This window comes from Thalassospira sp. HF15, from assembly GCF_011806525.1.
Classification (GTDB): Bacteria; Pseudomonadota; Alphaproteobacteria; order Rhodospirillales; family Thalassospiraceae; genus Thalassospira.
Window position 1 is genome coordinate 193,413 of the sequence record NZ_JAAVKI010000006.1, and the last position, 12,511, is coordinate 205,923.

At 54.8% G+C, this 12,511-nt stretch carries 9 protein-coding genes; 4 read left to right on the forward strand and 5 right to left on the reverse strand.

Annotation, left to right across the window (positions count from 1 at the left end; all coding sequences use genetic code 11):
• Window positions 1–43: 43 nt before the first annotated feature.
• The 3 genes from HED22_RS14910 to HED22_RS14920 all read right to left on the reverse strand — a co-directional run bounded on the left by HED22_RS14910 (window position 44) and on the right by HED22_RS14920 (window position 5,778).
• Window positions 44–2,119: a methyl-accepting chemotaxis protein gene (locus HED22_RS14910; protein ID WP_167723634.1), complete on the reverse strand. Its 2,076-nt coding sequence runs from the start codon at window positions 2,117–2,119 to the stop codon at window positions 44–46.
• A gap of 165 nt (window positions 2,120–2,284) precedes the next feature.
• The gene (locus HED22_RS14915; RefSeq protein WP_167723636.1) at window positions 2,285–4,714 is read right to left on the reverse strand and encodes an EAL domain-containing protein; all 2,430 of its coding nucleotides are present in this window, start codon (window positions 4,712–4,714) and stop codon (window positions 2,285–2,287) included.
• A gap of 5 nt (window positions 4,715–4,719) precedes the next feature.
• Window positions 4,720–5,778, reverse strand: a complete 1,059-nt coding sequence (locus HED22_RS14920; protein ID WP_167723638.1) for a sensor histidine kinase — start codon at window positions 5,776–5,778, stop codon at window positions 4,720–4,722.
• A gap of 414 nt (window positions 5,779–6,192) precedes the next feature.
• Here HED22_RS14920 and HED22_RS14925 point away from each other — a divergent pair, with 414 nt between their 5' ends.
• The gene (locus HED22_RS14925; RefSeq protein ID WP_167723640.1) at window positions 6,193–7,785 is read left to right on the forward strand and encodes a lysine--tRNA ligase; all 1,593 of its coding nucleotides are present in this window, start codon (window positions 6,193–6,195) and stop codon (window positions 7,783–7,785) included.
• Between the two features lie 135 nt (window positions 7,786–7,920).
• Window positions 7,921–8,877, forward strand: coding sequence for a proline dehydrogenase family protein (locus HED22_RS14930; RefSeq protein WP_167723642.1), 957 nt, complete (start codon window positions 7,921–7,923; stop codon window positions 8,875–8,877).
• Window positions 8,878–8,926: 49 nt separating this feature from the next.
• Here the strand turns inward: HED22_RS14930 and HED22_RS14935 are convergent, their stop codons facing one another.
• Complete coding sequence (locus tag HED22_RS14935; protein ID WP_167723644.1) at window positions 8,927–9,982, reverse strand: hypothetical protein; 1,056 nt, start codon at window positions 9,980–9,982, stop codon at window positions 8,927–8,929.
• A 223-nt stretch (window positions 9,983–10,205) separates the two neighbouring features.
• On the opposite strand from HED22_RS14935, the gene HED22_RS14940 reads away from it, so the two are divergent.
• Together HED22_RS14940 and HED22_RS14945 are read left to right on the forward strand one after the other, a co-directional pair.
• On the forward strand, window positions 10,206–10,790 hold the full coding sequence (locus HED22_RS14940; RefSeq protein WP_167723646.1) for a TetR/AcrR family transcriptional regulator: 585 nt from the start codon (window positions 10,206–10,208) through the stop codon (window positions 10,788–10,790).
• Between the two features lie 135 nt (window positions 10,791–10,925).
• Entirely contained in the window at window positions 10,926–11,513 is a 588-nt protein-coding gene (locus tag HED22_RS14945; RefSeq protein WP_167723648.1) for a DUF4136 domain-containing protein, read from the forward strand.
• 74 nt (window positions 11,514–11,587) lie between these two features.
• Here HED22_RS14945 and HED22_RS14950 read toward each other — a convergent pair whose 3' ends face one another.
• Window positions 11,588–12,463, reverse strand: a complete 876-nt coding sequence (locus tag HED22_RS14950; RefSeq protein WP_167723650.1) for a branched-chain amino acid aminotransferase — start codon at window positions 12,461–12,463, stop codon at window positions 11,588–11,590.
• Window positions 12,464–12,511: the final 48 nt, after the last annotated feature.

Genomic DNA, 12,511 nt, shown 5'->3' on the forward strand with positions numbered 1-12,511 from the left:
ATCGAAAACGATGCTGTCCTGTGGTCTGGCGTCATTTGAGACCCTAGATGTTGCGCAAACGATCCAGGAAGTTCTTGACCTGTTCATCAAGATTGCGGGCTTCCTCGGCCAGTTGGGTCGCGCCGGCCTGCACGTTCGATGCTGCTTCACCGGTTTCCTGGGAGGTGTTGCGGACAATCCCGATGGAGGAAGATACCTCGTTGGTGCCCGCAGCTGCCTGCTGAACATTGCCCGATATCTCGGCGGTCGCAGCGCCTTGTTCCTCAACGGCAGAGGCAATGGCGGTGGCGATTTCATTGATGCTTTCCATGGTTTCCGTCACCCGCTCAATCGCACCAACCGTGTTTTGCGTTTCCGATTGGATGGAGCCGATCTGTTGGGCGATGTCCTCGGTCGCCTTGGCGGTCTGGTTGGCCAGGTTTTTCACTTCCTGTGCGACAACGGCAAAGCCCTTGCCTGCTTCACCGGCACGGGCTGCTTCGATGGTCGCATTGAGTGCCAGAAGGTTGGTCTGGGCGGCAATGTCATTGATCAGACTGACCACTTCGCCGATGCGGTCTGCTGCCTCGGCAAGGCCGGTGACCATGGCGTTGGCCCGTGACGCTTCATCGACAGCCGTATTGGAAATGTCTGATGATTTCGCCACCTGAGAACTGATTTCCTGAATGGAGGCAGACAGTTCCTCGGTCGCGGACGCAACAGTCTGGACATTGGCGCTGGCTTCATCAGCTGCTGCGGCAACGACAACGGCCTGTTCGGAGCTTTCATCCGCTGCACGGCGCATCTGGCGCGAAACGGTTTCCATGTTACCAGCACTGTCAGACACGTTGACAACGATGGACCCGACCGACTTTTCAAACTCGTCGGCCATCTGCAGGCGGGTACGATTGCGTTCTTCGCTGGCCTTGTGTTCGGCCTCCAGCTTTTCACGTTCCGCCTTTTGCATGCCTGCGGACGCTTCCTTGAACGCTTCGAGCGCCTTGGCGATTGCCCCGATCTCGTCATCACGTTTGAGATAGGGCACGGTGACGTCAAACTGGCCTTTCTGAAGGTGATCGATGACCCCGGCAACACGGGTCATCGGACGTGAAACGAGGTTTCTGGTCGACAGAAGAACCACGGCAATGACGATGGCCAGAAGGATCACGCCGCCGATCAGGGTGGCATTACGCAGATTGTTTGCAGGCGCGTAGACCGTTGCCAGTGGCACATTGACAACAACGCCCCACTGATTGGGGTATCCGGCGATCTCGACCGGCACAATCATGTGCATTGTGGTATCATCATCAACCCGGGTTGATGTGCCCGTTTGCATGGCTTCAAGAATGGCAGCATGCACAGTGTTATCGGGTTCAAGCGTGGTTCCGCGAATGTCAGGGTCTTCGTGTGCAACCCATGTGCCTTGCGCTGACACAAGATTGACCGTACCGGTGCCAAAGGGTGTCAGTTCTGCAAAGCGCTCGGAAAGGGCATTGAGTTCAAGGTCAACCCCAAGAACCCCCAGAAACTCACCATTCGGGTTTTGCACCGGATAGACAAAGGATGTCAGAACAACGTCACGGCCCTGAATGTCATAGGTGATGGCATCCGTGACGTAGGGTTGATTGGTGTCGCGCGGGGTCGTGTAATATTCATTGACCTCGGGATTATCGAGCCCGGTCAGATGATAGGGCGTAATGCCTTCGCCGAAATTATAATAATAGGTGACATACTGACCGGTGCCATCACCGAACGGTTCACCTTCGTCTTTGTAGTCTGCATCCTTGCCATCAAGTGCATCGGGTTCGAACCCGGACCAGGCACCCGCAAGCGTTGGATTGTCAATCAGCGTGCGGTTTAGAATTTCGTTATAGGCGCTGCGATCAACGCCCCCTTTTTCCCGGATAGCGCGAAAAGCACCGGCAAGGTTTTTTGCGACCAGCATGCCACCGTTGAGAACGCTACCGGCTTGCTCCGCATGATGGCTTGCAACGGCGCGTGCCTCGCCGACGGTCAATTCCTCGGTCGTCTGGCTGGTTTGAACGGTTTGAAGGGAAATGCCTGCAATCAGGCAGAGTGCTATGGCTATGGCACTCACAACGGTGAGCTTTGCACCAAGTGACAGGGAGGAAAATTTCATCTAGCTGACCTTCCGACCTATGCGTTCGTAGAGCTGAACGCACAATGATATTACATAGTCCAAATCAATGGCTTGGTGAGGGAAGTAGGCACTGCACTGAGTGGCCTTATTCTAAAGTAGAATATCAGCGAAGGGAAGGTCTTAGGTGGGTGTTTAACTCCGGAATTAGAAGTTTCCGGTTTTCCCGATGACAGGTGCAAAGACCTCTTTTGCCGGGATGGGTTTGCCAAACAGGAAGCCCTGCAGCTCGATATTGGGCACATTGCGCAGGAAATTGTGCTGCTTTTTGGTTTCCACGCCCTCGGCGGTCACCTGAAGGTCAAGGGCATCGGCCATGGCCAGCATGGCATTGATCAGGGCGACATCATCGGGCACACCTTGGACAAATGCTCGGTCGATCTTGATGCGTTTGATCGGCAGGTTTTTGATCGACCGCAAGCAGGAATAGCCGGTGCCAAAATCATCAATCGCCAGGGAGACGCCGACTTCACGCAAGTCATGCAGCGTCTGGATCATTGCTGCTTCATCCTGGATCATGCTTTCGGTGACTTCGATTTCAAGATGTTCGGCCGGAAGCCCCGAAAGTGCCAGTTCATTTTGTACGATCTCGGCAAAGTTCGGCAGCTGCATCTGACGGACCGAAACATTCACCGCCATGCGCAGTTTTTGGCCGTACTCATCCTGCCAGCGGCGTGCCTGCTGACAGGCCTCGCGGAGGACCCAGTCGCCGATTTCAAGGATCAAACCGCTTTTTTCGGCAATCGGGATGATTTCGTGCGGACCAACCAGCCCCTGGGTCGGATGGTTCCAGCGTAACAGTGCCTCAACCCCGACCATGTCGCCGGTTTTGCCATCAATCTGCGGCTGATAGTGCAAGACCAGCTGGTCGTTTTCCAGGCCGCGGCGCAGCTCCAGCGAGCGGGTCATATAGTGGGCGGCATTTGCCGTCATTTCCGGTTCATAGAGTGCCCAGGTGCGTCGTCCACGATCCTTGGCGGCATACATGGCGGTATCGGCATGGCGGATCAGATCATGAGACGAATGCCCATGCAACGGGAACAGCGAAATGCCGACGCTGGCCGAGATGTTCATTTCATGACCACTGATGAAGAACGGACGTTGCAGTTCCTGAATGATCTGCTGGGCCAGATTGGCTGCGGCGGCCTCGTTCGGGATGTCTTCGCGGATGATCAGAAATTCGTCACCGCCCAGACGTGAAATCGTGTCGGTGCGTCGGGTAATTCCCTTTATCCGGGTGGCAGCAATCAGAATAACCTGATCACCTGCGGCATGGCCCAGGGTATCGTTGATATTCTTGAAATCATCAATATCAAGAAACAGGCATGTCACCATCGTGCCATTCGGTTCGCAGCGGCCAATCGCCCGGTTCAGGCGATCGGTTGCCAAGAGCCGGTTGGGCAGGCTGGTCAGTCCGTCATACTGGGCAAGATAATGCAGTTCCTGCTCGGCTTGCCGAATGGCGGTGCGGTCCGAGACAATCGCAACGAAATGGGTGAGTTCGTTTTCTTCGTTCTCGACAGAGATCACCTGAAGCGACAGGGATATCGGGTTCCCCTTGTTATCGCGCGTATCAAGATCACGGTTCCATTGGCGACGCGCCCCGATGCCGGCAAACAGTTCACGAAAGAACTCGGCGGGATGTTCATTCGGTGAGAAGAAATAGGGCGGCTTGTTAAGCGTGTTTTCCTCTTTGGTGCCGGTAATCCGGTAATAGGCTTTGTTGGCGTTGGTGACATTAAGTTCCGGATCTAGGATCAGGATGCCGTCCTGTGTGGTTTCAAAGACGGTCATTGCCTCGCGCAGTTTGTCCTGGGTCAGGCGTTGGTCGGTGATGTCCTGCATCATGCCGACAATGCGCTGCGTGCCTTTGCGTTCTTCGCCAAACGATTTTCCCCGCGCACGCAACCAACGATAGTCGCCACCGGGATCACGACTGCGAAATACGACGTCGTAAAAGTCCCCGTGGGCAACCGCATAGGCAAATGCCTTATGCACCATATCGCGATCTTCGGACGCCACCCGTTCCAGGAAGGCATCCCAGCTTTCGGTCACCGTTTCGGTTTCCTGATGCGCCTCGAAATTGCCTAGACCGGTACTGTGCATCTGGCGGGAACCGACATCAATTTCCCAGCAACTCATGCGGGCTGCGGTCATGGCCAGTGACAGGCGTTGCTGGGTTTCAGACAGCGCGACCTCGGCCGCACGCCGTTCCAGCGCCATCTGGATGGTGGCATGGAGTTCACGGTCGGAAAATGGCTTGATCAAAAAGCCATAAGGGCGCGTTTTCTGGGCACGCGACAGGGTGGCGTCTTCGGAATGCGCCGAGACATAGATTACCGGAATATGCAAATCACACGGAATGCCAGCAGCCGTTTCAATGCCGTCAATGTCGCCATCAATGCGAATATCCATCAGGATGATATCGGGCGGATCACTCTCGATGGCCGCAAGCGCGTCGCTGCCGCGTGTATGCGCGCTGGTGCGTTCATATCCCAGCTTTTCAAGCTGCTTGCGCAAATGAAGGGCAATGATGCGCTCATCCTCGACAATCATCACATGGATCGCATGCACCATCTTGATCAATTCCCTTCCGTGAAGGTAATGACAAATGTGGTTTCGCCTTCGGTTTTGACATCAAGGGTGCCGCCAATCTGATCGACCAGCAGTTCGATCAACTGCAGGCCAAGCCCGTCACTTGTCCCCGGCTTGAAGCCATCTGGCATGCCGCAGCCGTTATCAGAGACGCAAAGTGCGACCGTATCGTCATCGATCTTTCTCGTCGAAACATCGATTTGGCCATTGGCTCCGTCCGGGAAGCCATGTTTAAGGGCATTGGTGATCAGTTCATTGGCAATCAGGCCGCATGGCACGGCCTGGTCTATGGCAAGGTGAACATCGGCAAAATCACTTTTGACCTGAACGCGGGTGACATCGACATTGAAGGTTGCCAGAAGAGACGAAATCAGGCTTTCGCAGAAATTGGCAAAATCGACTTTGGCGATGTCTTCGCTTTGATAGAGCGACTGGTGAATTTGCGCCATGGACCGCACGCGGTTGCAGCTGTCAATCAGGGCGTCGCGGGCCTGAATGTCGATGACCGAGGATGTCTGCATGTCCAAAAGGCTGTGGATGATTTGCAGATTGTTTTTTACCCGGTGATGGACCTCTGACAGCAGTGTTTCCTTTTCGCGCAGCGACCGAGCGATCTGTTCTTCGCGATGCTTGCGCTCGGAAATGTCGGAGATCGCAGCGAGAATTTGCATGTTTTCCCCGTCCGAGATCGGATTTAAGCCAATCTCGACCGGGAACTCGCTGCCATCCTTGCGCAATGCATAAAGATCACGACCAGCCCCCATCGGGCGTGGGTTCGGATGATCGGTATAGGAGCCGCGCAATTTGGGATGACCCGCGCGAAAGCATTCGGGAACAAGCATCTCGATTGGTTGGCCGAGCAATTCACGCCGGGAATAGCCGAAAATGATTTCGGTTTGGGCATTGACCATTTCCATGGTCCCGTCAGTTCCGATCAGGATCATGGCATTTGGCGCGTATTCGACAACACGCTCAAACCGTTGATCCGGACTTACCGTCGGAAAGGCATTGGCGGTGATCTTTTCACCAGTCTCTCCAAACGACATCAAAACACTCCAATCTTCGTGCTTGGTTCGTCGGTCGGGATTGCTTTCGCTTAGAAATTGATCACACGTATTAAACTATAATAATTCTGTACTCGACTTCAACCATCTGTACTTTATGGAAAATATTGATGCGATTTAAGCCTTGGCTCCCTGTGAGGGATATTTGGCTACGAATGGTGAAATTCAACTACACTTACGTGTAGCTTTGGTCCCGGCCTTTCAAACAGCAAGATCCCTCTAAAGTTGGGCGAATTTCCCATCAATTCCGCGATTATTTGGCTGCCATGCGCAACAGGTGCTTGATCTTGGCCCGAAGTGGGGTATAGCTTCGCGCAAACATGCGACCCTTGTGGTTGCATGTCGTTTATGGTTTCCGAGAATTCAACGATCCAACTGACAAACAAGGTTTCAAAAATGACAGCCGATCTTCGAGATGCCGCACTTAACAGCAACGTCTGGGCCTTTCAGGAAGCCAGCAAGCTGGTCAAGCGGTATAAACAGAAGGCGCCTGAAAAGGGCTATGTCCTTTTTGAAACCGGTTATGGTCCGTCGGGTCTGCCGCATATCGGCACTTTTGGCGAAGTCGCACGTACGACCTACGTACGTCGTGCCTTTGAAACCATGTGCGATATCCCGACCAAGCTGTTTTGCTTCTCCGATGACATGGACGGGCTTCGCAAGGTGCCCGACAATATCCCGAACAAGGACATGGTTGCCGAGCATCTTGGCAAGGCGCTGACCAGCGTTCCCGACCCGTTTGGGACCCATGAAAGCTTTGCGCACCATAACAATGCCAAGCTGCGCGAATTCCTTGACGGTTTCGGGTTCGAATACGAATTCAAATCATCCACCGAATGCTACAAGTCCGGTGTGTTTGATGCGGCCCTTTTGCGTCTTCTTGAACGCTATGACGCGGTTCAGAAAATCATGTTGCCGACCCTTGGTGAAGAACGTCGCGCGACCTATAGCCCCTTCATGCCGGTTGAGCCGGAAACCAACAAGGTTCTGATGGCGAAAGTCACCGAACTGAATGTTGAAGCGGGCACCATCGTCTATGAGCACCCGGAAACCGGCAAGCTGGTTGAAACCCCGGTCACCGGCGGGAACTGCAAATTGCAGTGGAAGCCGGACTGGGCGATGCGCTGGTATGCGCTGGGCGTTGATTATGAAATGGCCGGCAAGGACCTTATTCCGTCGGTCGAACTTGGCAACAAGATCGTCAAGGCGCTTGGTGGCACCCCGCCGGAAGGCTTCAATTACGAGCTGTTCCTGGATGAAAATGCCCAGAAGATTTCCAAATCCAAGGGCAACGGCCTTTCGATGGAAGACTGGCTGAAATATGCACCGGAAGACAGCCTGTCGCTGTTCATGTTCCAGAAGCCGAAAACCGCAAAGCGTCTGTATTTCGATGTCATCCCGAAAACCGTGGATGAATACCTGACCTTTGCCGAAAAGCTCAAAACCGAAACCGACCCGACCAAAATCCTGCAGAATCCGGCCTGGCACATTCATGCCGGTACGGCACCGGATCGCGACATTCCGCTGTCGTTTGGTATCCTTTTGAACCTTGTTTCGGTTTGCAACACCGATGACCGTGACCTGCTGTGGAAGTTCATTTCACGCTATGTCGCCGGTGCAACCCCGGAAAGCTCGCCATATCTGGACAAGCTGGTCGGCTATGCGATCAACTATTACAACGACTTCGTCAAACCGACGAAGAGTTACCGCGCCCCGACCGAGGCAGAGCAGGCAGCGCTTAAAGATCTGCGCGATGCCCTGTCAAAGGTTGCCCCGGGTACGGAGCCGTCCGATATCCAGACCGAAGTTTTCACCGTGGGCAAAAACCACAATTACGAAAATCTGCGCGACTGGTTCAGGGCACTTTACGAAGTGCTTTTGGGGCAGGAACAGGGTCCACGCATGGGATCGTTCATCGCGCTTTACGGCCTTGATGAAAGTGTTGCCCTGATCGACCGTGCATTGGCGGGCGAAGACCTTTCGGCCTAAGCATCCGATCAGATAAAATTACAGACGGCTCGCCAAATGGCGGGCCGTTTTGCGTTTTGGGTCATATCGTTCAATAATCTGCCGGTCTGATCGGCTATGGCGGTGCTTTGCGTCACCAGCAGGGAATTGAATGATATGGGTTTTTGGCAAAAATCAATGATCGCGGTCGCCTGTTCCAAGCCGCTGCGTGCAGTGGGCGAGGCGGTTGGCCGCAAGACCGGACTTGCCGCACAGTTTGTCAGTGCCAATGATGGCCACGGGCATGTCGCGCGGGCAAAGACGCTTTCAGAGCACGGTATCCGGACCTCGAGCTTCTATCTTGGCGAATATGTGAAGGACATCGCCCAGGTGACGGAAACGGTCGATCAGTTGGGCGATGTGATACCCAAGCTGGGGCAGGCCGGGCTTGATGTGCATGTGTCGATTGATCCGTCGCAGCTTGGATATATGCAGGACCGGGCATTGCTGGATCGCAACGTGGATCTGGTTGCCGCACAGGTGCGCCAAATTGCAGAAACCGCCGCCCCGTCCCAAACCATCCGGCTGATGATCGATATGGAAGATTTCGACATGGTCGATGATACGCTGGCATTGCATCACCGTCTGAGTGATGCCGGTATTCCCGTTGCGCAAACCCTGCAGGCGCGATTGCACAGAACGGAGGCCGACCTAAGCGATATGATCGCCCGTGGTGCGATGGTCCGGTTGGTCAAAGGGGCGATGGCCCCGCCAGCAAGTGTTGCCTTTACCGAGCGTGATCAGATTGACGCCAATTACCGCGCGCTGGCCGGGATGATGTTATCGGAAAACGCCAAGCAAAGCGGGTTTTTCCCAGTCTTTGGCAGTCATCATCGCGACCTTGTCCTTAAGATCGCCAAACAGGCGGATCAAAATGGGTGGGCGCGCGATCAGTTCGAATTTGAAATGCTGTATGGCGTTAATCAGCCCTTGCAGCGCGAACTGGTTGCGGCGGGCTATCGCCTGCGGCTTTATGCGCCGTTTGGCAAGGATTGGTGGGCCTATGCCTGGCGCAGGGTGGGGGAGAACCCGCGCAACCTGTCGCTTTTGATGAAGTCGGGACTTAATCACTAGGAAGATGATTTGAGGCCAGCATAATTCTGCTGGCCTCAGTCTTTTTGGATCAGCTTGGCGGCAGGTAACGCCGCAGTGGATGATCTTCAAACGGGGCAAGCAATACATGCCGCGCGCGTTGCCAGCCAACTCCGAAGGCCATCACCAGACCACCAACGATGAAGCAGACCAGAACAATCGTCATCGACGGATCGATGGCCGCTCCTTCAAAGCTCGATTGCAGCAAATAGCCGACATAGATCAGGCCACTGATGATTGGCGATCGACGATCAAGAATGAGCGAGAGCAACATGGCAATGATGATCACCGGGATCATCGCAAAGGCCGCGGCCTCAAACGTGGCGGCAATCGAATGGATGGTCAGCGGCGCGCCAAAGACATACAGCCAGAACGCACATTCCGCCCAGCCATTGACCCGATTGGGATCGCGGCTGTCGATGAAGATTGCCAAGGCGAGTAACACAATTCCGGTCACTGTAATCAGATAGGGGATATAGGGTTCTGCTGCCGGGCCAAAGGTTGCCATCAGAAGCGACCAGAACACCCCGACCAATCCCGCGGCAATCAACGCAAACGATACCGGCAGGCGATAGCGCAGGAAAAAGCCGATCTGAAAGGCAAAGCCGATCACGGCTACGAACACCAGCACATTCATCGACCGCTGACCAAAATCAATCACCGCATCAAGATCAGACAACTGGCCTGTCGATCCAGCAAACGACATATAAAGCGCAACCGCATAGATCATCAGCGTCGCACCAAGGGCGGCCATGATGGCGATCGAGGGCAGGGATGCCTTGAGCTTGCCAGCGATATATTCGGCCAGCGCGACATAGGCGATCATCGCCAGTGGCGGTGCAATCCAGAAGGCCGAACCATTGGCAAGCAGCCCCCACAGCACGAACCAACCGATGGTCAGGGCAGCAATGCCAAGGGCAATGAAGATGTCATTCATGCCACGAAACAGGGTGAACTTTTCTGTTTCAGGCGATTCATCTGATTGTTGGGCCAGATACCCCTCAAGGCGGGCAAAGGCCTCTTCGCTCAGCACGCCAGCCGATACCGCATTTCGGATATCGGCAAGGGTGAATTGATTGTTTTTCACGGTGGCTCCGGATTGTTTTGAAGAGCTGATTTTCATTTTATCTGCACGTGTCCAAGCGCTCAGTGATACACGGCAATCGGCCGGTTTTCAATTTTCGGCATTCTATTTTGCCATCTGTTAAGCGCGGAATAAGACATCAACGGGGCAACAAACAGGGCGATTAACCCGATTACAATGTTTGGGTAATAAGTTAGTGAACTGACTTATATTGTTTGAGGTATCCATGCCCACCAAGCTGAGTTCCGAGCAAAAGCGACAAAAGCTTGCCCGTGCGGCGATGAATGTGATCTGGCGCGACGGGTATCACGCTGCCACCATTCAGGCCGTCGCGAACGAGGCCGGGTTACCCGCAGGCGGGGTGTTTTACCGCTTTCCCAAGAAACATGATCTGGCCTTGGCGGCACTTGAAACCATGGAAGGGGAATTCGTCCCGCTTCTCGAAAGCATAAGCACTTCCCGCTCGGTGGCGGACAGGCTGGCAAAGTTCTTTGATTATCTTGATGCGATGACGCCCAGGCGTGTGAGTCATGGCTGTCCGTTGGCCAGACTGATGATTGATCTTCCGGCTGATGATGATTTCATCCCGTCGCGCAAAACCGGGCAGGCAGTGTTTGACGCCCTGATCAACTGGGTTGCCGATCAACTGGAACAGGGCGGTGTCGCCCCTGCGACTGCCCGTAAAACCGGGCGTCAGGTGATCCTGCGCTGGCAGGGGGCGATCATTCTTGCCCATAGCATGGCGGACCGGACCATTCTGGATGATGAAATCAACGATCTGCGTGTGCTGACCCGTGATCTTATTGGCTGATCAGGGACTTTTTGTGTGGTGACAGCCGCTGCCATTATTTACGCATTTTCTAATGATGAATTAGGCGCTTGGCGCCGCATGCGGATGTGTATCGCATTTAGTCCCGCAAGCTTTTACCAGTAAAGGACATGGGCAATGACAAAGATGAAACTCGTGCTGGTCGCGATGATGACAATGGTGTTGTCAGCCTGTGCGTCGGGGCCACGCATCTATACCGATGCGGATCCGGCAGCCGATTTCGGACAGTTCAGAACATTCGCCTTTGTCGAAGGTGCCGGTAAGGATGCCGAGGCACAATACCAGACCCTGTCGGGTCAGCGGATCGAGGATGCGATCAATCAGGCGATGGTGTCGCGCGGCTATCAGCTTGATATCCATGCACCCGATCTTTTGATCAATTTCCATCTCAATACCGCGGAAAAGATGCGATCATCCCCGCCGGTTCGCGTGGGCGGGTATTATGGATATCGCAGCGGCGTATATGTCGGCTGGCCGGGCTATGTTGAACCGGGCTATGTCGATAGCTATACCGAAGGCACGCTGAGCATTGATCTGGTTGATCGCCGGACACGTCAGATGGTGTGGGAAGGCACAGCCGTCTCGCGCGTCACCAGTGCAGTGCGCGAAGCCCCGAATGAAACGGTGCGCGCCGCGGTGGCGTCGATCTTTGCCCAATATCCCTATGTCGCGGGTAACAGTGTTCCCAGAGCTTTGGCGCAGTAAAAGACAATACGCCCTAAAACAAAAACGGCCCGGAGATCCGGGCCGTTGGTTTTTGCGATCTTTAATGCGTGAAATCAGTCAGCACTGGCGGCAACAAACGACATATAAAGTTCCTGGGCGCGGCGCGTGATCGGGCCGGGTTGCAGGTTGCGCTCGTCCAGTTTGACGCAGGGCGCGACTTTATAATAGTTGCCGGTGCCAAAAATTTCGTCAGCGGCTTCGAGCTCTTCGTATTTGCAGGTCTTTTCCACGACATCGACGCCATCTTCACGCAGCAGCTTGATCACGCGCTGGCGGGTCAAACCGTTCAGGAACGTGCCATTGATCGCAGGTGTGTAAACCGTGCCATCCTTGGCAAAGAACAGGTTGGCATAGGAAAACTCGGCAACATTGCCAATCGGGTCAAGCATCACGCCGGTGTCAAAGCCCGAACTGGTGGCTTCGCTCACGGCACGGCCGACATTGGGATACAGGCAGGATGCCTTGGCCTCGGTCGGGGCACTTTCGGGTGACGGGCGGCGGAAGCTTGACTTCCGCGCACTGAAACCGGTCTGGACGGCTTCGGGCATTTCGGTGACCGAGATGCACAGAACAAACTGCGCGCTTTCCGGGGTGGGGGCGATAAATCCTTCGCCGCCAAACACGATCGGCTTGATATAAAGGGCCAGTTTCGGGTCGAACTTCTGAACGCCTTCCTTGACCAGGGCGACGATTTCCTCGGTCGTGATGGCGGGCGTCATGCCCATCAGTTCGGCCGAGCGGATCACGCGTGCGCAATGCGGATACAGATCGGGCATTTTGCCATTCATGCGGCGCGCACCGTCAAACACGGTCGAGGCCATCCACACACCATGGGTTTGCGGGCCCATGATATTGGGGTTACCTTCGTGCCATTCGCCCTGATACCAGGTCCAGGTGGTGGCGGTGCTGTCGGTGGCGGCGTGACCCATGAATATGCTCCTGATTGTGTGCCTGTGGGGCGGCTGTTCAAACGGGGC

Coding starts and splice junctions, on each gene's coding strand:
- HED22_RS14920 (WP_167723638.1), bottom strand. CDS start 5,778: ATGTCGTTTGGAGAGACTGGTGAAAAGATCACCGCCAATGCCTTTCCG.
- HED22_RS14930 (WP_167723642.1), top strand. CDS start 7,921: ATGGGTTTTTGGCAAAAATCAATGATCGCGGTCGCCTGTTCCAAGCCG.
- HED22_RS14950 (WP_167723650.1), bottom strand. CDS start 12,463: ATGGGTCACGCCGCCACCGACAGCACCGCCACCACCTGGACCTGGTAT.
- HED22_RS14925 (WP_167723640.1), top strand. CDS start 6,193: ATGACAGCCGATCTTCGAGATGCCGCACTTAACAGCAACGTCTGGGCC.
- HED22_RS14915 (WP_167723636.1), bottom strand. CDS start 4,714: ATGGTGCATGCGATCCATGTGATGATTGTCGAGGATGAGCGCATCATT.
- HED22_RS14940 (WP_167723646.1), top strand. CDS start 10,206: ATGCCCACCAAGCTGAGTTCCGAGCAAAAGCGACAAAAGCTTGCCCGT.
- HED22_RS14945 (WP_167723648.1), top strand. CDS start 10,926: ATGACAAAGATGAAACTCGTGCTGGTCGCGATGATGACAATGGTGTTG.
- HED22_RS14910 (WP_167723634.1), bottom strand. CDS start 2,119: ATGAAATTTTCCTCCCTGTCACTTGGTGCAAAGCTCACCGTTGTGAGT.